Origin of the sequence: Intestinirhabdus alba (assembly GCF_009711095.1) — a bacterium.
GTDB lineage: Bacteria > Pseudomonadota > Gammaproteobacteria > Enterobacterales > Enterobacteriaceae > Intestinirhabdus > Intestinirhabdus alba.
Genome location: NZ_WMJZ01000001.1, coordinates 15,907 through 35,848, shown reverse-complemented (window position 1 = coordinate 35,848; position 19,942 = coordinate 15,907). Strand labels below are relative to the sequence as shown.

Below are 19,942 nucleotides of genomic sequence, written 5' to 3'. Positions count from 1 at the left end.
TAGGGTATATATCGGCTAAATAATCAGCACCCGCGCGGGAATATTTGTTTTTTCGTGCGCAATAAAATGCGCAAAATTAGTGATTACCTCAGGCACGTTTATTTCCCTTAACGATTCAGCCATCTCACCTTTTATTTTTTCGTTTCCCTTTTGTCTCTATATTGATAATTAACTGTTAATCAATTGTTTTAATTTTACATTGGTTATACCTATTGCCCCACCTGCCGTGCAGATTCTCTCGCTTTGGTTATAATTTTGGTGTTGCAACAGGTTCTTAAAGTTAACCCTGGATAAATTGCAACATATGTGATACGTGCGGCATAATCCGGCAACACAGATCCAATGATGTTTACAGTAATGTAACCTTCCCGTAAAATGCCCACACACTTTAAACGCCACCAAATCCCGTGGAATTGAGGTCGTTAAATGAGACTCAGGAAATACAATAAAAGTTTGGGATGGTTGTCCTTAATTGCATCCGCAACGCTACTCAGCGGCTGTAATTCTGCACTGTTAGATCCCAAAGGACAGATTGGACTGGAGCAACGTTCGCTGATACTGACGGCCTTTGGCCTGATGTTGATTGTCGTTATTCCCGCCATCTTGATGGCCATTGGCTTTGCCTGGAAGTATCGGGCAAGCAATAAAGATGCGAAGTACAGCCCGAACTGGTCACACTCCAACAAGGTGGAAGCTGTGGTCTGGACGGTGCCAATTCTGATCATCATTTTCCTTGCCGTACTGACCTGGAAAACCACGCACGCGCTGGAGCCCAGCAAGGCGCTGGCCCATGATGAGAAGCCGCTCGTTATTGAAGTGGTCTCCCTCGACTGGAAATGGTTCTTCATCTATCCGGAACAGGGGATTGCAACCATCAACGAGATCGCCTTCCCGGCGAACACGCCGGTTGAATTCAAAGTCACCTCTAACTCCGTGATGAACTCCTTCTTTATCCCGCGTCTGGGCAGCCAGATTTACGCCATGGCCGGAATGCAGACCCGTCTGCACCTGATTGCCAATGAACCCGGCACCTATGACGGTATCTCCGCAAGCTACAGCGGCCCCGGATTCTCCGGCATGAAGTTCAAGGCAGTCGCCACCGCGGATCGCGCTGAATTTGAAGCGTGGGTCGCGAAAGCGAAACGGTCGCCGAACGCCATGAGCGACATGACTATGTTCGAAAAAGTGGCTGCGCCAAGCGAGTACAACCAAGTGGAATATTTCTCCAACGTGAAGCCCGATTTGTTTAAAGACGTTATCAACAAATTTATGGGCCACGGCAAGAGCATGGACATGACCCAGCCCGAAGGCGAGCACGCCTCCCATAAGGGAATGGAAGACATGGACATGAGCCACGCGGAATCCGCTAATTCAAGGGGCTGAGGAAGAAAACGATGTTCGGAAAATTAACACTGGATGCAGTCCCGTACCATGAACCCATTATCATGGTCACGATCGCAGGGATTATTGTGGGTGGTCTGGCGGTCCTCGCCTTAATCACCTGGTTCGGCAAGTGGAGCTGGCTATGGAAAGAGTGGCTGACCTCGGTTGACCACAAGCGTCTTGGCATCATGTATGTGATTGTTGCAATCGTGATGCTACTGCGCGGCTTCGCCGACGCCATTATGATGCGCGGTCAGCAGGCGCTGGCCTCAGCGGGCGAGGCGGGCTTCCTGCCACCGCATCACTACGATCAGGTGTTTACGGCGCACGGCGTCATCATGATCTTTTTCGTGGCGATGCCGTTCGTTATCGGTCTGATGAACCTGGTGGTTCCGCTGCAGATCGGCGCACGCGACGTCGCCTTCCCGTTCCTCAACAACCTGAGCTTCTGGTTCACCGTGGTCGGCGTGATCCTGGTTAACCTCTCCCTCGGCGTGGGTGAATTCGCCCAGACCGGCTGGCTGGCCTACCCGCCGCTTTCGGGAATAGAGTACAGTCCCAGCGTCGGGGTCGACTACTGGATCTGGAGTCTACAGCTCTCGGGGATAGGAACCACCCTCACCGGCATCAACTTCTTCGTCACCATTCTGAAGATGCGCGCCCCGGGCATGACGATGTTTAAAATGCCGGTCTTTACCTGGACCGCGCTGTGCGCCAACGTACTGATTATCGCCTCCTTCCCGATTCTGACGGTCACCGTCGCGCTGCTGACCCTGGATCGCTATCTGGGCACCCATTTCTTTACCAACGATATGGGCGGCAACATGATGATGTACATCAACCTGATCTGGGCGTGGGGCCATCCGGAAGTGTACATTCTGGTGCTGCCGGTATTCGGGGTATTTTCAGAAATCGCCGCCACCTTCTCGCGTAAACGCCTGTTTGGCTACACCTCGCTGGTCTGGGCGACCATCTGTATTACCGTGCTGTCGTTTATCGTCTGGCTGCACCACTTCTTCACCATGGGCGCAGGCGCTAACGTTAACGCCTTCTTCGGTATTACCACCATGATTATCGCCATCCCGACCGGGGTGAAGATCTTCAACTGGCTGTTCACCATGTACCAGGGCCGCATCGTCTTTCACTCGGCCATGCTGTGGACTATCGGCTTTATCGTTACCTTCTCGGTGGGCGGTATGACCGGTGTGCTGCTGGCGGTGCCGGGGGCGGACTTCGTGCTGCACAACAGCCTGTTCCTGATTGCGCACTTCCATAACGTGATTATCGGCGGCGTGGTCTTCGGCTGCTTTGCCGGGATGACCTACTGGTGGCCGAAAGCGTTCGGCTTCACCCTGAACGAAACCTGGGGCAAGCGCGCCTTCTGGTTCTGGATCATCGGCTTCTTTGTGGCCTTTATGCCGCTCTATGGGCTGGGCTTTATGGGGATGACCCGTCGCTTAAGCCAGCAGATCGATCCGCAGTTCCATCCGCTGCTGATGGTCGCCGCCTGCGGCGTGGCGCTGATTGCGCTGGGCATTCTGTGCCTGCTGATTCAGATCGTGGTATCCATCCGCGACCGCGAAAAGAACCGCGACCTGACCGGCGATCCCTGGGGTGGCCGCACCCTGGAGTGGGCGACCTCTTCCCCGCCGCCGTTCTACAACTTCGCCGTGGTGCCCCACGTTCATGAGCGCGATGCGTTCTGGGAAATGAAAGAGAAAGGCGAAGCATACCGCCAGCCGGCGCGCTATGAAGAGATTCATATGCCGAAAAACAGCGGAGCGGGCATCGTTATCGCCGCCTTCTCCACCCTGTTCGGCTTCGCTATGATCTGGCATATCTGGTGGCTGGCGATCGCCAGTTTCGCAGGCATCATCATCAGCTGGATTGTGAAAAGCTTTGATGAAGACGTGGATTACTACGTGCCGGTTAGCGACGTCGAAAAACTGGAAAACCAGCATTTCGATGAGATTACTAAGGCAGGGCTGAAAAATGGCAACTGATACTCTGACGCACGCGACCGCCCACGCGCACGAAAGCGGGCACCACGACGCAGGTGAGAACAAAATCTTCGGATTCTGGATCTACCTGATGAGCGACTGCATTCTGTTCTCTATTCTGTTTGCCACCTATGCCGTTCTGGTGAACGGCACCGCGGGCGGCCCGACGGGTAAGGACATTTTTGAGCTGCCGTTCGTGCTGGTTGAAACCTTCCTGCTGCTGTTCAGCTCCATCACCTACGGCATGGCGGCTATCGCCATGCACAGAGGCAACAAGAGCCGGGTCGTCTCCTGGCTGGGGCTGACCTGGCTGTTCGGCGCGGGCTTCATCGGGATGGAAATTTATGAGTTCCACCACCTGATCGTTGAGGGGATGGGGCCGGATCGCAGCGGCTTCCTGTCGGCGTTCTTCGCGCTGGTCGGCACCCACGGCCTGCACGTCACCTCCGGGCTTATCTGGATGGCGGTGCTGATGGTGCAGATCGCCCGCCGCGGCCTGACCAGCACCAACCGCACCCGCATCATGTGTCTGAGCCTGTTCTGGCACTTCCTCGACGTGGTGTGGATCTGCGTATTTACCGTGGTTTATCTGATGGGGGCGATGTAATGAGTCATTCTGGCAATCGCAGCGGGGCGTCCCACGGCAGCGTAAAAACCTATATGACAGGCTTTATCCTGTCGATCGTCCTGACGGTGATCCCGTTCTGGATGGTCATGACGGGCGCTGCTTCGCCGGGCGTTATTCTGGGAACTATTCTGGCAATGGCAGTGGTGCAGATCCTGGTGCATCTGGTGTGCTTCCTGCACATGAACACCAAATCTGACGAGGGCTGGAACCTGACGGCCTTTATCTTCACCGTGCTGATCATCGCCATCCTGGTTGTAGGCTCCATCTGGATTATGTGGAACCTCAACTACAACATGATGATGCACTAAGAGCGGCGGCTATGATGTTTAAGCAATACCTGCAAGTAACAAAACCAGGCATCATCTTTGGCAACCTGATCTCGGTGATTGGCGGTTTTCTGCTGGCCTCCAAAGGCAGCATCGATTATCCGCTGTTTCTCTCTACGCTGGTCGGGGTGTCACTGGTTGTGGCGTCAGGTTGTGTATTTAACAACTACATCGACAGGGATATCGACAGGAAGATGGAAAGGACCAAGAACCGGGTGCTGGTTAAGGGCCTGATTTCTCCTGCGGTCTCGCTGGTATACGCCACCCTGCTGGGTATTGCTGGCTTTATGCTGCTGTGGTTCGGCGCTAACCCCCTGGCCTGCTGGCTGGGGGTGATGGGCTTTGTGGTCTACGTTGGTGTCTATAGTCTCTATATGAAGCGCCACTCGGTTTACGGCACGCTGATCGGCTCGCTCTCCGGGGCGGCACCGCCGGTGATTGGCTACTGCGCGGTGACGGGCGTTTTTGACAGCGGCGCGGCTATCCTGCTGGCGATTTTCAGCCTCTGGCAGATGCCGCACTCTTACGCCATCGCCATCTTCCGCTTTAAGGATTATCAGGCCGCCAATATTCCGGTGCTGCCGGTGGTGAAGGGCATTTCGGTGGCTAAAAACCACATCACGCTGTATATCATCGCCTTTGCCGTGGCAACGCTGATGCTTTCGCTGGGCGGCTACGCCGGATATAAATACCTGGCGGTCGCCGCGGCGGTGAGCGTCTGGTGGCTGGGCATGGCGCTGCGCGGCTATAAGGTGGAAGATGATAAAATCTGGGCGCGCAAGCTGTTCGGCTTTTCCATCGTCGCCATCACCGCGCTGAGCGTGATGATGTCCGTCGACTTTATGGTGCCCAACGCCCACAGCCTGCTGGCCTACGTCTGGTAAAGGCGTATCCGCGAAGCAACCCCGCGCCACGCGGGGTTTTTTATGCGCTCAGCATCGCCTGGGCGCTGTAGAGTAAATCCAGATGGTCGCGACACAGGTTCTCCATCGAAGTACGCGACAGATGGCTCGTCAGGCTTAACGCCCCCCAGTACTGCCCTTCCCTGTCGGCCAGCGGCACCGCCACCACCAGCATACCGATTTCAAACTCCTGCTCCACGGTGGCATAGCCAAGCCGGCGCACCTCCTCCATCTTCGCCATCAGCTGCGCCACGTCGGTAACGGTGTAGGGCGTGCGCCGCTCGCGCTGAATGCGCGTTAGCACCGCCTCGCACTCCGCCTCCTCAAGGGAGGCCAGCCACAGCCTGCCCCCCGCCGTGCAGTAGATCGGCACCCTCTCCCCAAGGCGAACCGAGGTGGAGTTAAAGGGCGTGTGCCTGCTGCGGGCGATATAGACCAGCTCATCATCATCAATAACGCCAACCGAGGCGTGCTCCCCGCTGCGGCTGGCGATGTACTCGACAATCGGCCGCACCATCCGGGGAAACTGTGCCGAATCGACATAGGCCTGGCCCAGGCGCAGCGTCTTTGCCGTCAGCCAGTAGGCGCGCCCGTCGGTATGCAGATAGCCGTCGTGCACCAGGGTAAGGAAAAAGCGTCGGGTGGCGCTCTGGGTCAGCCCGCTGAGCTTCGCCGCCTGCGGCACGCTGAGGCGTGGGTGTGCCTTAGAAAACAGCTGAATCAGCGCCAGCCCCTTCTGCAGGCCGACGATCAAATCGCGTGGGTGAATTGGGTTTTGCATTCTTGTTCACACTTTTGCAACAAAATAGACATATTAGCGCGATTATCGCAGCGCTGGTGCGATTAACAACCGGTATGGCCGAATTCTGCGTTGTCGCTCTCAGCTTCCATTGAAATACTTCCACAACATCGCATTAACAAATGAGGTTCAACATGATCAGTGGATTCACCCAGGTCGTGGCCGTGATCGGCCACCCTGTCAGCCAGGTAAAATCCCCGGAAAACTTCAACCGCTACTTTGCCGACCGGCGGATGGACAGCGTGATGATCCCGGTCGACATCGCCCCGGAGGCGGTGGCCGACTATCTGAACGCCCTGCGCGGCTGGCAGAATATGAGCGGCATCCTGGTGACCGTGCCGCATAAACAGCGGGTTGCCGCCCTGCTGGATGAGCTGACGCCGCGCGCCCTGCACCTCAACGCCGTTAACGTGGTGCGCAAACTGCCGGACGGACGCCTGCAGGGCGATATGCTGGACGGCGTCGGCTTCCGGCTGGCCGCCGAGGCGCACGGCTTCCGTGCCGACGGTAAAAAAGCCCTGCTCTCCGGCTGCGGCGGCGTCGGCAGCGCCATTGCCTGGGGACTGTGCGAGGCGGGCGTCACGCATCTCGCCATTCACGACCAGAACCCGACGACGCAGCGGTTGCTCCATAGCCGGCTGGCCAGCCACTTTCCGCAGGTGCATCTCTCCTCCCTGCCAGCGACGCTTGCCGGCATCGACCTGCTGGTCAACGGCTCTCCGGCGGGAATGGCGGGCTTTGACGCCCTGCCGCTGCCGGAAGATCTGCTGACCACCCTGACCGCCGACACCCACGTTGCGGACGTCGTAACGGCACCAATCGAAACCCCGCTGCTCCAGTTTGCCCGCCAGCGCGGCTGCACGATCCAGACCGGCCCGGAAATGGCGCTGGCGCAGATGACGCTGATGGGTGAGTTCATCGGTGCCATCCCGGCCGGGGAAGAGGCGGCCGCATGAAAAGCTGGGACACCATCGTCATCGGCAGCGGCGCGGCGGGCTTCGCCGCGGCGGCCACCGCCTGCTGTAAGGGGCTGTCGGTACTGATGCTGGAAAAGGCACCGCACTTTGGCGGCACCTCCGCTATCTCCGGCGGCGCGGTGTGGATTCACGACAGCGATCAGGCACGGGCGGCGGAAAAAAGCGGCTCCGCGGAGGCCATCAGGTGCTATCTGAAAACCATTATCGGGCCGGAAAACTACCGCCCGGAGCTGGTGGACGCCTTCGTTGAATCCGGCCGGGAAGCGCTGGCCTTCCTGGAGAAAGAGGGTGCCGTCAAGTACAGCCTGCGCCCCCTGTCGCCGGATTACTACCCTCAGCAGCCGGGCGCGGTCGACGTTGGCCGGGCGCTGGAGGTGGTTGAATACGACGGCCGGGCGCTGGGGGCGCGCTTTCGCGACCTGCGTTCGCCGCCTCCCGGCATGTTGCTGTTCGGCGGCATGATGGTCAACCGCGTGGATATTCAGCACTTTCTGGATATGCGCCGCTCCCTGCGCTCCTTTTCACACTGCCTCCGGCTGCTGCTGCGTTACGGCCGGGATCGGCTCCGCTATCCGCGCGGCACCCGGCTGGCAATGGGCAATGCGCTGATCGCCCGCATGGCGGAGCTGAGTCTGCGTAAGGGCATGGAGCTGAAGCTTAACGTTAACGTTCTGTCGCTCATCGAAGAGGCAGGCCGGGTCACCGGCGTGGTGGTTGAGCAGGAGGGGCAGCGGCAGCCCCTGCTGGCCCGCCGCGGCGTGGTGCTGGCCGCCGGCGGATTTGCCGCCGGGGAGCTGGCGGCCCGCTATCGCCCCCATACGCGCCAGCACTTTACCCTGTCGCCGCCGACCAACGACGGCGCGGCGCTTCGCCTCGGCGGTGCCGTCGGTGCCAGAGAAGGCGCAGATCTCGACTCCAACTTCTTCTGGGCACCCGTCTCCGTTCTGCGTCACGCCGACGGAACGGAGGAGCGCTTCCCACACCTGGTCACCGACCGCGCGAAGCCGGGAATCATTGCCGTCAACCAGCAGGCGCGGCGGTTTGTTAATGAATCCAACTCGTACCATCACTTCGCCAGCGCCATGCAGAGCGAAAGCGAGAACGCCCCCTGTTTTCTGATCTGCGACGCGCTGGCGATGAAGCGCTACGGCCTCGGGCTGGCGCGCCCGGCTCCCGTCAATAATGACGCGCTGATAAAGGCTGGCTATCTGCAGCGGGCGGATTCGCTGAGCGCCCTTGCCGAGCGGCTCGGCCTCGATCCCCGGGCGCTGGAAGAGAGCGTGGCCCGCTACAACCGCGACGCCGCCGACGGCAGGGACGACGAGTTCGCCAGGGGCGGCAACAGCTACAACCGGGCGATGGGCGATCCCGGCCACCGCCCCAACCCCTGCAACGCGCCGCTGGTTCGCGCTCCGTTTTACGCCGTCACCTTATACACCGGCGATCTGGGCACCGCCAGAGGGCTGCTCACCACCCCCAACGCGCAGGCCATCGGCCAGAACGGCGAGCCGATAGCGGGCCTGTACGCCGTAGGGAACGACATGAACTCCATTATGGCGGGCACCTATCCCGGCCCTGGCATCACCCTCGGCCCGGCGCTCACCTTTGGCTATCTCGCCGCCTCTCATATGGCGCACCCGCTTTCACCGATAACAGGAGAACAACATGATTTATGAAAAACGCACCTACACCATCAACCCGCTCAGGATGGCCGACTGGCTGGCGCTGTACAAAAGCGACGCCCTGGCCGTGCAGACCGAGCACCTGGGCAAGCTGATCGGCTTTTTCTTTACCGAGATCGGCGTGGTCAACCAGGTGGTACATATCTGGGCCTATGAGAGCCTCGACGACCGGCTGGTGCGCCGCGCCCGGATGGCCCAGGACGAACGCTGGCTCACCTTCTCGCGCAAGAACCGCGAGCTGGCGGCGGTGGAGCGCCTTGAGTCGGTCTTAATGCGCCCTGTCGATTTTTCACCCCTGCAATAAGGAGGCAGCCATGCGCGGGCAGGTTAACGTTGACATACTGGTTATCGGCTCGGGCGCGGCGGGACTTTCCGCCGCGGTCACCGCCGCCCACTTTGGTGCCAGGGTGCTGGTGGCTGAAAAAGAGTCCGTGCTCGGCGGCACCAGCGCCTGGTCCGGCGGCTGGCTGTGGATCCCCCGCAACCCGCTGGCCCGCGAAGAGGGGATCGAAGAGGCCCCCGACGCGCCGTTAACCTACCTTACCCATGAGATGGACGGGCAGCCCGCCGACGCGCGGCTGCACGCCTTTCTACGCTACGGCCCGGAGATGGTTGACTTCTTCCGCCAGCATACCGCCGTGCAGTTCCTGTCCGGCAGCCGGATGCCCGACTTTCATAACGCGCCCGGCTCCGCGAAGGGCGGCCGCTCCATTACCGCGCAGCCCTTTGACGGCAGGCTGTTAGGCGACTGGCTGCACCGGCTGCGCCCGCCGTTAGAGACCATCAGCCTTGCGGGAATGGGCATCGCCGGCGGGGCGGACATGGCACACTTTTTTAACGCCACGCGCTCTCCGCGCTCGGCCTTCTATGCCACCCGCCGCCTGCTGCGTCACGGCTGGCAGCGTCTGCGCTTCGGCCGCGGGCAGCATCTGGTCAACGGCAACGCCCTGGTAGGCCGCCTGCTGCGCTCCGCCCTTGACCTCGGCGTACAGTTCAGGCTTAACGCCCCGGTAGAAACGCTGTGCACCTCGCCGGAGGGCGTCACCGGCGCGCGGCTACGCAGCGATGAGGGCGAGTTTCAGGTTAACGCCCGCGCCGTGGTACTCGCCTGCGGCGGCTTTCCGCACGACCGTCAGCGGCTGGCGCAGCACGTGCCCCACGCCGCCGCCGGCTACGGGCATTTTTCAGCCGCCCCGCCGGGCAATCAGGGAGACGGCATTCGCCTTGGAGAAGCCGCCGGGGGCGTCTTTGACACCACGCTCAGGCATCCGATGGCCTGGGCACCGGTCTCCAGGGTAACGCTAAACAGCGGGCTGCAGCTGCTGTTTCCACACCTTATCGAACGGGCCAGGCCGGGGTTTATCGCCGTGCTGCCCGACGGCAGGCGCTTCGTTAATGAAGCGGATTCATATCATGATTTTATCGCCGCGCTGCTGGACGCCACGCCGGCAGGCCAGACGCCCCGGGCCTGGCTGCTGGCCGACAGCCGGACGCTGCGCCGCTACGGCCTGGGGCACGCCCGCCCGTTCCCCTTCCCGGTTACGCCGTGGCTGCGCACGGGATACCTGCAGTCCGCCGGCTCGCTGACGGCGCTGGCGGAAAAGTGCGGCATCAACGCCGGGCAGCTCATCGCGACCGTCGCCCGCTTTAACGCCGGGGCGGAAAAGGGAATTGACGAAGAATTTCAGCGCGGCACCTCCGCCTATAACCTTGCTCAGGGCGACGCGGACAACCCTCTGCATCCCACGCTCGGCAAGCTGGAGCATCCCCCCTTTTACGCGGTGCGCATTCTTCCCGGCTCCCTTGGCTCCTTCAGCGGCCTGATCACCGACGAATATGCCAGGGTGCTCAACGCAGAGCGTCGCCCCGTTAGCGGCCTTTACGCCATCGGCAACGACATGTCGAGCGTCATGCGCGGCTATTACCCCAGCGGCGGAATTACCCTTGGCCCGGCGATGACCTTTGGCTATCTGGTGGGTAAGCAGCTGGCCGAAAAGATAACCCACACAGAGGACTAACCCCCCACCAGGGACGGCGCAACCCTGACAACAGCTCACCTGCAACTGTACTGGAGACATTGATGAACATGCGAACCCTGTCCCTCGCCGCACTAACTCTGCTGGATGTCTCTCCGGCAGAGCAGGTGCGAATTGCCGCCTCAACCGGTTTTACCGGGGTGGGGATCCGACTGCTTCCCGCCACGCCGCAGGACCCCGACTACCACATGCTGGGCGACACGCCGGCGGTACGTGAAACCCTGGCCGCCCTGCGGGATACCGGTATTGACGTGACCGACGTCGAGATTGTACGCCTGACCCCCGACTTTGCGCTTAACGACACCCTGCAAACCTTTCTGGAAACCGCTGCCCGCCTCGGTGCCCGCCAGGTGCTGGTGGCGGGAAATGACGACAACGCTTCGCGCAGCGCCGATAATCTGGCGCAGCTCGGCCAGGCCGGCAAAGCCTTTGGCCTGACGATGAACCTGGAGCCTATGCCGTGGACCGCCGTGCGCACCCTCGCCGACGCCCGCAGGCTGATCGCCGCCAGCGGCCAGCCGGAGGTTGGCATTCTGATCGACGCGATGCATTTCTGGCGCGCGGGGGAGTCCCTCGCCACGCTGTCGCAGCTGCCGGAAAGCTGTCTTAACTATATGCAGCTGTGCGATGCGCCGGCGGCTGCGCCGACCAGCGAGCAGGAGCTGATCCGCCAGGCGCGCGAGGCGCGCAACGTGCCCGGCGAAGGCGGCCTCAACCTGCACGCGCTGATGGCGGCGCTGCCCGCCGGGCTGCCCGTCTCCGTGGAGGTGCCGCTCAGCGGCGCTCAGGGGGCGCTTCCCGCCAGCGAACGCGCCCGGCTGCTCTTTAATGCCGCCCGGCGCTACCTGCAGCCAACGGCATAGGGAGCGGATAATGAAGCAAATACACCGTCTGGATGTCAGAGAGTTAATCAACGGCAATCCCCTGAGCCGCTATCAGAAGCGGGTGATTCTGTTAGGCTTTATCGTAATCGCCCTGGATGGTTTCGATATCGCCATCATGGGCTTTATCGCCCCGACGCTGAAGCAGGAGTGGGGGGTCAGCAACCATGAGCTGGGCTTTGTCATTAGCGCCGCGCTGATTGGGCTGGCGCTCGGTGCCATTTTCTCCGGCCCCCTTGCTGACTGGCTGGGGCGTAAAAAAATCATCATTAACAGCGTCTTTTTCTTTGGTTTCTGGACCATCGCCACCGCGTTTTCACAGAATATTGAGCAGATGATTTTCTTTCGCTTCATGACCGGGCTGGGGCTGGGCGCGGCGATGCCGAATATGAGTACCCTGGTCTCCGAGTACGCTCCGGAACGCCAGCGCTCCTTTATTATTACCGCGATTTTCTGCGGCTTTACCTTCGGCGCGGCGGTGGGCGGTTTTGCCGCCTCATGGTTAATTCCCCGCTTCGGCTGGCACGCGCTGATGGGGCTGGGCGGGGTGCTGCCGGTGGTATTCGCCCCGCTGCTGATCGCCCTGCTGCCGGAGTCGGCCCGCTTTCTGGTGAGCAAACGCGCCCCCGCCGCGCAGATTCAAAAAATCCTCCAGCGGCTCTATCCGGGGCAGATAGCACAGGACGTTGAATTTATTCTGCCCGCCCACCCCGTCCGGCAGAGCGCGGTGCGCATCGTACTTTCACGCCCGTATCGCTTTGGCTCCATGATGCTGTGGCTGGTCTATTTTATGGGACTTTTTCTGGTCTATATCCTCGGCAGCTGGATGCCCACCCTCGTAAAAGAGGTGGGATTAACCGTCAGCCAGGCCGCGCTGATGACGGCGATTTATCAGGGTGGCGGAACCATTGGCTCGCTTTTTGCCGGCTGGCTGATGGACCGCATCAATCCTCACCGCGCGCTTGGGGTCATCTATGCGGTGGGCGGGATAGTGACGATGGCCATAGGCTATGTCTCCGCCAGTTTTACCCTGCTCTGCCTGCTGGCGCTGATTGGCGGGGCCTGCCTGAACGGTGCCAATACCGGCATGAACGCGCTTTCCGCCCGCTTCTACCCCACCCAGGCCAGGGCCACCGGCTCCAGCTGGATGCACGGCATTGGTCGGCTGGGTGCCATTCTCAGCGCCTTCGCCGGCGCGGAAATGATGGCGATGAACTTAAGCTTTGAAGCGGTCTTTCTCATCCTCGGCATCCCGGCGGCCTTAACCGTTATCGGCGTGGCCGCCAAAGGGCTGTTTGCCCCAACGGTAGCCACGCAAACGCCGCGTGCGCCTGACGCCATCAGTCACCCGCTATAGCGCGGGCCGCGCTCTGCGGCCCTTTTTTAAACATTAACGGCGCGTTCGCCCCTGCCGCGAAATCAGAGGAGGCGCGCCTTTATCTCTGGGCGTTAAAAACGGCTCCCCTGGAAACCGCCCCGGTAACAGATTAATCGGCCCGCCACACACTATTTATTTACGTGCTACGCTTATAAAAAATATATTTACAGAGAGGCCTTTAACCCTGTTAAAAGCAAGGCTATGACGGCCCGAAATACTTTATTTGACTATCTTAACCTGCTGCCTGAATTTTTTTACGATACCATCGAGGTTTATATGATTCGGACAAACAAAATCGCCTTTGTTTTGTGCACTTTTGTACTGTTGGCCAATACAGAAGCCAGGGCGGCGACAACGGCTACCGCGAATATGGATGTGACCCTTACGGTGGAACCGTCATGCCTGCTATCCGTCGACCCGCTAAACTTCGGTACTCACACCATCGGCGACACCGGGGTTGCGTCACAAACCAACGCCACCGTTACCTGCACCGCCGGCACGCCCTACATCTTAACCTCCGACAATAGCCATACCTATACGCTGACCAACCCTTCCGGTACGGCGGGCAGCAATACCGTGCCTTACACTCTCTATCTGGATGCGGCCGGAACGCTACCGCTGGCCCAACAGCTGCCTGATGATACCGGCGTTGCCGCCTCCTCCACTATTGGCACAGGCAGCGCTCAGCCGGTGCCTATTTACGGCAGGATTGCGGATGCGTCGATGACGGGCATCGGTGCCGGAACCTATACCGACACCGTTACTTTGCAACTGACTTATTAAGTTTATTTCTGGTTTGCTTATGAAATCTCGCTTTATTCGTGTGGTTATTTTTTTTATTGGCTATTTAACCTTTCCGGCATTTGCCGCCAGCCTGCAAATGTACCCGGTGACGGTAAATTTTTGTCATGGTGAAACCGCACGGCCGGTTTATATAAAGAATACCGGCACGGAGCCTATCGGCACGCAAATGCGCCTGTACCTCTGGCAACAAAAAGATCGAAAAGATATTTTGACCCCTGCCCGCGAACTTATTATCAGCCCGCCGGTGGCGTCAATTCCGCCGGGCAGGCAGCAGCTGGTCAGGATCATCGCTCCGGCGGGCGCGACCGGGGCCGGGCAGAGTTTCCGGCTGATCGTCGACGAGCTGCCGGGAGAGCAGCGTAAGGTTACCACCAGCCAGGTCAATTTTCTGCTGCGCTACTCCGTTCCGGTCTTTTTTACCTGTCGCGCAGCCAGGGTCGATATCTCAGCCATTCGCGCATCGCTGGAAACCCGTGGCCCGACTACGCGCCTTATCGTCAGAAATAACGGAGCGCAGCCCATAAAGCTGAGCAATGTTTCGCTGCTGACGGCCGGGAAAAACGTGGTCATTAACCGGGGCCTGATGGGCTATGCGCTGCCCGGCAGTGAAATGGCCTGGCCGTTACCTTCAGGTATACGGACAGGGACGTCCTTATCCGTGACGGTCAATGACAATGAAATCAATAAGATCATTCCCCTTACGCCTTAGCGTTTTTTTCTGTGCGCTCTGCTTTTCCGCCAGCGGCTGGGGAGCCGCCGATGACGATGGTCAGCTTTATCTCACCGTCAGCGTCAACGGCTCCCGGCTTAGTGAGCTGGTAAAGGTGAACAAGCACGGCGACAGCATCAGTATGCTGCTGTCCGATTTTCGTCGACTGCATCTGCGGGCGGACGATCTGCCCGTTTCCGGCGATTATGTGGAGCTAAGAAAGAAAAAGGGCTTTAATTACCGCTATGACAGTCTGAATCAGGCGCTGCTGATTACCGCCGATCGCGCCCGGCTTGCGGGCGATCCGCAGCGTATCGCCCCGCAGAACGCCCGCCTGATCCGCGAAGATCAGCTCTCACCGGAGGTCAGCGGGGTTGCGTTAAACTACAATCTTTTTAGCAGCCATAGCGACCATGACTCCTATTTAACCGCCTACACCGAACTTCGCACCTTCGGCATCGGGCCGGGCCATTTTTCCAGCTCGTTCAATAGCCGTTTTTCTGACGACGGCTACCCCGGCGAGAACACCGGCACAACGCGGCTGATGACCTACTGGAACTGGGAAAATATCGACAGGCTGCTCACCCTGACCGTCGGCGACAGCTATACCGCCAGCCAGTCCTGGAGCAACAGCGTGCGTTTCGGTGGGATAAGCCTGGCGCATAACTATTCGCTTCAGCCGGCAATAAATACCTCCACCCGCGATATTTTAACCGATACCGTCACGCTTCCCTCGACGGTAGATCTCTATATTCAGGGCATAAAAACCGCTTCACAGCAGGTGGAACCGGGGCAGTTCACCCTGAATACCGCACCGATTTTATCCGGTGCCGGCAGCGCTCAGGTGGTGATTACCGATATGAACGGCCAGCAGCGCGTGGTGGATCTGGCGCTGTACGGCACAAACCGTCTGCTTACCGCGGGTTTAACGACCTGGGCGCTGAATGCCGGCTGGATCCGAGAGGATTACGGCTATCGCTCCTTCAGCTACGATTCTGATTTTATCGGCGTCGGCGACTGGCGTTACGGTGCCAGCAACCGCTTAACGCTTGAGAGCCATACCGAGCAGGGAGAGAACCTCAATAATGTGGGCCTCGGAGCAAACTATCTGCTGTCGCCGGCGCTGGGGCTGATACATGGCGATGTGGCCCTGGGGCGCTATCGCCATGATTCCGGCAAACAGTGGGGAGTCGGCTGGCAATGGAACAACCGTTTCCTCAATATTGCGCTCACTCATACCCAGCGGGAGGCCGGCTATCGTGATATCTCCGCCGTTGCGGACAACCTCCTGGCCACCCGGCAGGACAGCGCATTTATCAGCTGGTCGCTACCGACTATCGGCACGCTGGGTACCAGCTGGATTAACCAGCAATATCCCGCCCAGGACCGGCAATACGTTGGCTTGTCCTGGTCTAAATCCTTTGGACGACACGCTATCGTTTCGAGCAGCTTTACCCGGTCGCTGGAGGCGGATCGGGATAAAACATTTTACGTCAATCTCACTATTCCACTATTCAGCAATCGTGACTATTTAACCCTGCAGCATAATCATGACGCCGCCGGTAGCAGCGAGCAGATTGGCCTGAACCATACCCTGGAGTCCAATCGTCCGGGATGGGGATGGAACGCCTCGGCCCGCAGCGGCGATAACGACAGCCTTCATGCCAGCCTCCTGCGCCGAAACACCTGGAGCGATATGGAGCTGGGGTTCAACGGCTACCGCGGTGAGAAAGATTATTATGCGGCCATGTCCGGGGCGGTCGGGCTGTTTATGGGCAATCTTTACGCCACCCGGGAGCTTGGCGATGCTTTTCTGCTGGTTGACACCCAGGGGATTGCGGGCGTTCCGGTGCAGCTTGAGCATCGCAGCGTGGGGAAAACTGATGGCAACGGGCGTCTGTTCCTTACCGATCTCCTCCCCTATCAGAATAACAGTGTGGATATAGACGCGCTGAATCTTCCGGCGGATTACCGGGCACCCTATACCTCGCAGTCCGCGATCCCCAGGCGCGGCTCGGGTGCCTGGGTGCGCTTTGCGATATCGCAGGTAAAAGGGGTGATGCTGACCGCGCGGGACGCCCAGGGGCAATTGCTGCCGTTTGCCGCCAGGGTGTCGGTAACGGACCGCCGGGGAGAGACGCCCACCGCAGGGACCGCCTCAACCATCGTCGGGTACGACGGCGCGGTCTACCTGGAGAACCCGCCTTCCGGCGGCCAGGCCGTTGTGGTCTGGGAAAATGGCCGCTGCGCCATCTCCCTTCCCGACCTGGAGAAATCCGGTGAAGCGATAATCAGGAGAAACACCACATGCATGTAGTTCGCCTCTGCCTGCTGACGCTGTGCGGGCTGTTTATGTTGATGGCCATTAGCCCCCGGGCGCAGGCGGCCGAATGCTGGAACTTAAGCCCGGCAGCCTTCAGCTTTGGCACCGTTACCGGCGGCGAGACGGCCAGAGCCAACGCCAGCCTGCAGTACAGCTGCAACAACTATGAGTCGACGCCCAAATATGTCCGCCTGTGCCTGAACCTGACCAGCGTCAGCGTTCCCCAGATGCATACCAACCCGCCCGTCACGCCCCTTAACTACCTTGTCTATCAGGCAAGCGATCTGAGCAACAACCTTGGCTACGACAGCGGTTCGTACTATCAGCAGACCCTCTATCTCGGCCCCGCCCAGACCAACTACACCTTTGATTTTGATCTCGCCGCCATCATTCCCGCCGGACAAACCGGGCTGACGGCCGGGGACTATTTTGATTACGGAACGGATATCACCATCAAATATACCGAAAGCGACACGGTGGATGGGCTGCCCTCCTGCCCGGCGATGGCCGGCACCGTTGTGGCAGATCGTATCTCCTCTACGGCGACGATAAAAAACGGCTGTGATTTGCTGAGCGTAGCGCCGATGGATTTCGGCAGTAAAAGCCCGGTTAACGGCGGCCAGTTGGCCGGGGATGCGGCGGCGGGCGTCGCTATCCGTTGCCCGGTCAATACAACCTTTACCGTGGCGATAGGGCCGGGCGTGAATAATGACGGTACCAGCCGCAGAGTGTGTAACGGTGCGAACTGCGTGGCTTACGGCCTGTATCAGGATGCCGGTCATACCACGCCGTGGAACGATAGCGACGCGGTGCAGACCCAGACCGCGACAACGGGCGATGCGCAGACGCTGACCGTATACGGTATGATCCCCGCCCAGAGCTGGCCCACTCCGGGCACCTATACCGACACCGTGGTGGTTACGCTGAGCTATTAGCGAACGGCGCTGTGCGAATCAGGCCGCGCCCTTTACCGGACGCGGCCGCAAAGTCATCCACTGACATCAGGCTCAGCCCACGCTTCCGGCGATCCGCCCCGCAGGGAGAGGCAGGGCGAAATGCCGCCTGAACAGAGAAATCCTGGCCGTTCATTATCCCTCTGTTTACCCGGCCTTCGGCTCGCTTTACACTAGTCGCGGAATTTATACAGAGGTAGGAATGAACGATTATAAAATGACACCGGGTGAACTCCGCGCCACCTGGGGTTTAGGCACCGTCTTTTCCCTGCGTATGCTCGGCATGTTTATGGTTCTGCCGGTTTTAACCACCTACGGCATGGCGCTGCAGGGGGCCAGCGAGGCGTTAATTGGCTTCGCCATCGGCATCTACGGTCTGACCCAGGCTGTCTTCCAGATCCCCTTCGGGCTGCTCTCTGACCGCATCGGTCGTAAACCGCTGATCGTCGGCGGACTGGCGATATTCGTTCTCGGCAGCGTTATTGCCGCCCTCTCTGACTCCATCTGGGGCGTGATCCTCGGCCGCGCGCTGCAGGGTTCCGGAGCCATCGCCGCCGCGGTTATGGCGCTGCTTTCCGACCTGACCCGGGAGCAAAACCGCACCAAGGCGATGGCCTTTATCGGCGTCAGCTTTGGCGTAACCTTCGCCATTGCAATGGTTCTCGGGCCGCTGATCACCCATACCCTGGGGCTGAACGCCCTGTTCTGGATGATTGCCGCCCTCGCCACGCTGGGCATTATCCTGACCATCTGGGTGGTGCCGGACAGCCAGAACCACGTGCTGAACCGCGAATCCGGCATGGTAAAAGGCAGCTTTCGCAAGGTGCTGGCGGAGCCGCGGCTGCTGAAGCTTAACTTCGGCATTATGTGTCTGCACATTCTGCTGATGTCCACCTTTGTGGCCCTTCCCGGCCAGCTTGCCGACGCCGGATTCCCCGCCGCCGGGCACTGGAAAGTCTACCTTGTCACCATGGTTATCGCCTTTGGCTCCGTGGTGCCGTTCATTATCTATGCCGAAGTCAAGCGCCGAATGAAGCGCGTCTTTCTGCTCTGCGTTGGGCTGATCGTCATCGCTGAAATCGTGCTGTGGGGCTCGGGAACCCACTTCTGGGAGCTGGTTATTGGCGTGCAGCTGTTTTTCCTCGCCTTTAACCTGATGGAGGCCCTGCTCCCCTCGCTGATCAGCAAAGAGTCTCCGGCGGGCTACAAGGGAACCGCGATGGGGGTTTACTCCACCAGCCAGTTTCTGGGCGTGGCCATCGGCGGCTCGCTGGGCGGCTGGATTGACGGCCTGTTCGACGGCCAGACCGTGTTTCTGGCGGGCGCGGTGCTGGCGATGGCGTGGCTGGCGGTGGCCAGCACGATGAAAGAGCCGCCGTACGTCAGCAGCCTGCGCGTGGTGATCCCGCCGGATATTGCTGCGGACGACGCGCTGAAGCAGCGCCTGCTGGCGACCGAAGGGGTCAGCGAAGTGTTAATCGCGGATCGGGAGCATTCCGCCTACGTGAAAATCGACAGTAAAGTCACCAATCGCTTTGAGATCGAGCAGACGATAGCCCGGCGGTAAGGTTCAGAAAACGGTCCGGGCGCGCCGGACCGTAACGCATCAGTCGCGGAAGTTTTTGAACTGAAACGGCTGGCCGAGATCGCCGCCGCGCACCAGCGCCATCACGGACTGCAGATCGTCGCGGGATTTCCCGGTCACCCGGATCTCCTCCCCCTGAATTTGCGCCTGCACCTTCAGCTTGCTCTCTTTTATCAGCTTGACGATCTTCTTCTGCACCGCGCTTTCAATGCCCTGCTTCAGCTTCGCCTCAACAAACCAGGTTTTGCCGCTGTGGACGAAGGTTTCCGGCACGTCCAGAGAGCTTCCCTCAATGCCGCGCTTGAGCAGCCTGGCGCGCAGGATATCCAGCAGTTGATTAACCTGGAAATCGGACTCGCTCAATACCTTGATGGTTTTGCTGGCGTCGTTCAGCTCAAACGTAGCTTCAACGCCACGAAAATCAAAGCGTGACTCCACTTCGCGGCTCGCGTTATCGACCGCGTTGCGGGCTTCCTGAAGGTCAACTTCAGAAACAATATCGAAAGATGGCATCTTTTCCTCTCCCTTCGTTGGCAATGGACAGCATAATACCCGCAAAGTCGCGCAACAGACAGC

General features: G+C 59.6%; 18 protein-coding genes. 16 read left to right on the top strand and 2 right to left on the bottom strand.

Annotated elements, in window-relative coordinates:
• Positions 1–426 precede the first annotated feature (426 nt).
• The 5 genes from cyoA to cyoE are packed head-to-tail and all read left to right on the top strand — an operon-like array spanning position 427 to position 5,221.
• The gene (cyoA, locus tag GJV78_RS00200; protein WP_155106420.1) at positions 427–1,383 is read left to right on the top strand and encodes a cytochrome o ubiquinol oxidase subunit II; all 957 of its coding nucleotides are present in this window, start codon (positions 427–429) and stop codon (positions 1,381–1,383) included.
• 11 nt (positions 1,384–1,394) lie between these two features.
• Complete coding sequence (gene cyoB, locus GJV78_RS00195) at positions 1,395–3,386, top strand: cytochrome o ubiquinol oxidase subunit I (RefSeq protein WP_155106419.1); 1,992 nt, start codon at positions 1,395–1,397, stop codon at positions 3,384–3,386.
• On the top strand, positions 3,376–3,990 hold the full coding sequence (locus tag GJV78_RS00190) for a cytochrome o ubiquinol oxidase subunit III (RefSeq protein ID WP_155106418.1): 615 nt from the start codon (positions 3,376–3,378) through the stop codon (positions 3,988–3,990). Before cyoB ends, GJV78_RS00190 begins: the two co-directional genes overlap by 11 nt.
• Positions 3,990–4,319, top strand: coding sequence for a cytochrome o ubiquinol oxidase subunit IV (locus tag GJV78_RS00185; protein ID WP_155106417.1), 330 nt, complete (start codon positions 3,990–3,992; stop codon positions 4,317–4,319). Before GJV78_RS00190 ends, GJV78_RS00185 begins: the two co-directional genes overlap by 1 nt.
• 11 nt (positions 4,320–4,330) lie before the next feature.
• The gene (gene cyoE, locus GJV78_RS00180) at positions 4,331–5,221 is read left to right on the top strand and encodes a heme o synthase (protein ID WP_155106416.1); all 891 of its coding nucleotides are present in this window, start codon (positions 4,331–4,333) and stop codon (positions 5,219–5,221) included.
• A gap of 40 nt (positions 5,222–5,261) precedes the next feature.
• On the opposite strand, the gene GJV78_RS00175 is transcribed toward cyoE, so the two are convergent.
• The gene (locus GJV78_RS00175; RefSeq protein WP_155106415.1) at positions 5,262–6,020 is read right to left on the bottom strand and encodes an IclR family transcriptional regulator domain-containing protein; all 759 of its coding nucleotides are present in this window, start codon (positions 6,018–6,020) and stop codon (positions 5,262–5,264) included.
• A gap of 152 nt (positions 6,021–6,172) precedes the next feature.
• Between GJV78_RS00175 and GJV78_RS00170 the strand changes: the two genes are divergently transcribed.
• The 11 genes from GJV78_RS00170 to GJV78_RS00120 all read left to right on the top strand — a co-directional run bounded on the left by GJV78_RS00170 (position 6,173) and on the right by GJV78_RS00120 (position 19,348).
• On the top strand, positions 6,173–6,994 hold the full coding sequence (locus GJV78_RS00170; protein ID WP_155106414.1) for a shikimate dehydrogenase family protein: 822 nt from the start codon (positions 6,173–6,175) through the stop codon (positions 6,992–6,994).
• A complete protein-coding gene (locus GJV78_RS00165) occupies positions 6,991–8,691 on the top strand; it encodes an FAD-dependent oxidoreductase (RefSeq protein ID WP_155106413.1) in 1,701 nt (566 codons plus the stop codon). The genes GJV78_RS00170 and GJV78_RS00165 overlap by 4 nt, the downstream gene beginning before the upstream one ends.
• Complete coding sequence (locus GJV78_RS00160) at positions 8,681–9,001, top strand: NIPSNAP family protein (protein WP_155106412.1); 321 nt, start codon at positions 8,681–8,683, stop codon at positions 8,999–9,001. The genes GJV78_RS00165 and GJV78_RS00160 overlap by 11 nt, the downstream gene beginning before the upstream one ends.
• 10 nt (positions 9,002–9,011) lie before the next feature.
• Positions 9,012–10,715, top strand: a complete 1,704-nt coding sequence (locus GJV78_RS00155; RefSeq protein ID WP_155106411.1) for an FAD-dependent oxidoreductase — start codon at positions 9,012–9,014, stop codon at positions 10,713–10,715.
• A 62-nt stretch (positions 10,716–10,777) separates the two neighbouring features.
• Positions 10,778–11,596, top strand: a complete 819-nt coding sequence (locus tag GJV78_RS00150) for a sugar phosphate isomerase/epimerase family protein (protein ID WP_155106410.1) — start codon at positions 10,778–10,780, stop codon at positions 11,594–11,596.
• Between the two features lie 10 nt (positions 11,597–11,606).
• Complete coding sequence (locus tag GJV78_RS00145) at positions 11,607–12,971, top strand: MFS transporter (RefSeq protein ID WP_155106409.1); 1,365 nt, start codon at positions 11,607–11,609, stop codon at positions 12,969–12,971.
• A gap of 222 nt (positions 12,972–13,193) precedes the next feature.
• Positions 13,194–13,775, top strand: coding sequence for a Csu type fimbrial protein (locus GJV78_RS00140; protein ID WP_155106408.1), 582 nt, complete (start codon positions 13,194–13,196; stop codon positions 13,773–13,775).
• 19 nt (positions 13,776–13,794) lie between these two features.
• A complete protein-coding gene (locus GJV78_RS00135; RefSeq protein ID WP_155106407.1) occupies positions 13,795–14,505 on the top strand; it encodes a fimbrial biogenesis chaperone in 711 nt (236 codons plus the stop codon).
• On the top strand, positions 14,471–16,822 hold the full coding sequence (locus GJV78_RS00130; protein ID WP_167519285.1) for a fimbria/pilus outer membrane usher protein: 2,352 nt from the start codon (positions 14,471–14,473) through the stop codon (positions 16,820–16,822). Before GJV78_RS00135 ends, GJV78_RS00130 begins: the two co-directional genes overlap by 35 nt.
• On the top strand, positions 16,813–17,763 hold the full coding sequence (locus tag GJV78_RS00125) for a Csu type fimbrial protein (RefSeq protein WP_155106405.1): 951 nt from the start codon (positions 16,813–16,815) through the stop codon (positions 17,761–17,763). Before GJV78_RS00130 ends, GJV78_RS00125 begins: the two co-directional genes overlap by 10 nt.
• Before the next feature lie 220 nt (positions 17,764–17,983).
• Positions 17,984–19,348 (top strand): MFS transporter, encoded by a 1,365-nt coding sequence (locus GJV78_RS00120; RefSeq protein WP_155106404.1) that lies wholly within the window; start codon positions 17,984–17,986, stop codon positions 19,346–19,348.
• 39 nt (positions 19,349–19,387) lie between these two features.
• Here GJV78_RS00120 and GJV78_RS00115 read toward each other — a convergent pair whose 3' ends face one another.
• Complete coding sequence (locus GJV78_RS00115) at positions 19,388–19,879, bottom strand: YajQ family cyclic di-GMP-binding protein (RefSeq protein WP_155106403.1); 492 nt, start codon at positions 19,877–19,879, stop codon at positions 19,388–19,390.
• Positions 19,880–19,942: the final 63 nt, after the last annotated feature.

Excerpts from the sequence above, each read along its gene's own strand:
- cyoA (WP_155106420.1), top strand. The coding sequence starts at position 427 with ATGAGACTCAGGAAATACAATAAAAGTTTGGGATGGTTGTCCTTAATT.
- cyoB (WP_155106419.1), top strand. The coding sequence starts at position 1,395 with ATGTTCGGAAAATTAACACTGGATGCAGTCCCGTACCATGAACCCATT.
- GJV78_RS00190 (WP_155106418.1), top strand. The coding sequence starts at position 3,376 with ATGGCAACTGATACTCTGACGCACGCGACCGCCCACGCGCACGAAAGC.
- GJV78_RS00185 (WP_155106417.1), top strand. The coding sequence starts at position 3,990 with ATGAGTCATTCTGGCAATCGCAGCGGGGCGTCCCACGGCAGCGTAAAA.
- cyoE (WP_155106416.1), top strand. The coding sequence starts at position 4,331 with ATGATGTTTAAGCAATACCTGCAAGTAACAAAACCAGGCATCATCTTT.
- GJV78_RS00175 (WP_155106415.1), bottom strand. The coding sequence starts at position 6,020 with ATGCAAAACCCAATTCACCCACGCGATTTGATCGTCGGCCTGCAGAAG.
- GJV78_RS00170 (WP_155106414.1), top strand. The coding sequence starts at position 6,173 with ATGATCAGTGGATTCACCCAGGTCGTGGCCGTGATCGGCCACCCTGTC.
- GJV78_RS00165 (WP_155106413.1), top strand. The coding sequence starts at position 6,991 with ATGAAAAGCTGGGACACCATCGTCATCGGCAGCGGCGCGGCGGGCTTC.
- GJV78_RS00160 (WP_155106412.1), top strand. The coding sequence starts at position 8,681 with ATGATTTATGAAAAACGCACCTACACCATCAACCCGCTCAGGATGGCC.
- GJV78_RS00155 (WP_155106411.1), top strand. The coding sequence starts at position 9,012 with ATGCGCGGGCAGGTTAACGTTGACATACTGGTTATCGGCTCGGGCGCG.
- GJV78_RS00150 (WP_155106410.1), top strand. The coding sequence starts at position 10,778 with ATGAACATGCGAACCCTGTCCCTCGCCGCACTAACTCTGCTGGATGTC.
- GJV78_RS00145 (WP_155106409.1), top strand. The coding sequence starts at position 11,607 with ATGAAGCAAATACACCGTCTGGATGTCAGAGAGTTAATCAACGGCAAT.
- GJV78_RS00140 (WP_155106408.1), top strand. The coding sequence starts at position 13,194 with ATGACGGCCCGAAATACTTTATTTGACTATCTTAACCTGCTGCCTGAA.
- GJV78_RS00135 (WP_155106407.1), top strand. The coding sequence starts at position 13,795 with ATGAAATCTCGCTTTATTCGTGTGGTTATTTTTTTTATTGGCTATTTA.
- GJV78_RS00130 (WP_167519285.1), top strand. The coding sequence starts at position 14,471 with ATGAAATCAATAAGATCATTCCCCTTACGCCTTAGCGTTTTTTTCTGT.
- GJV78_RS00125 (WP_155106405.1), top strand. The coding sequence starts at position 16,813 with ATGCATGTAGTTCGCCTCTGCCTGCTGACGCTGTGCGGGCTGTTTATG.
- GJV78_RS00120 (WP_155106404.1), top strand. The coding sequence starts at position 17,984 with ATGAACGATTATAAAATGACACCGGGTGAACTCCGCGCCACCTGGGGT.
- GJV78_RS00115 (WP_155106403.1), bottom strand. The coding sequence starts at position 19,879 with ATGCCATCTTTCGATATTGTTTCTGAAGTTGACCTTCAGGAAGCCCGC.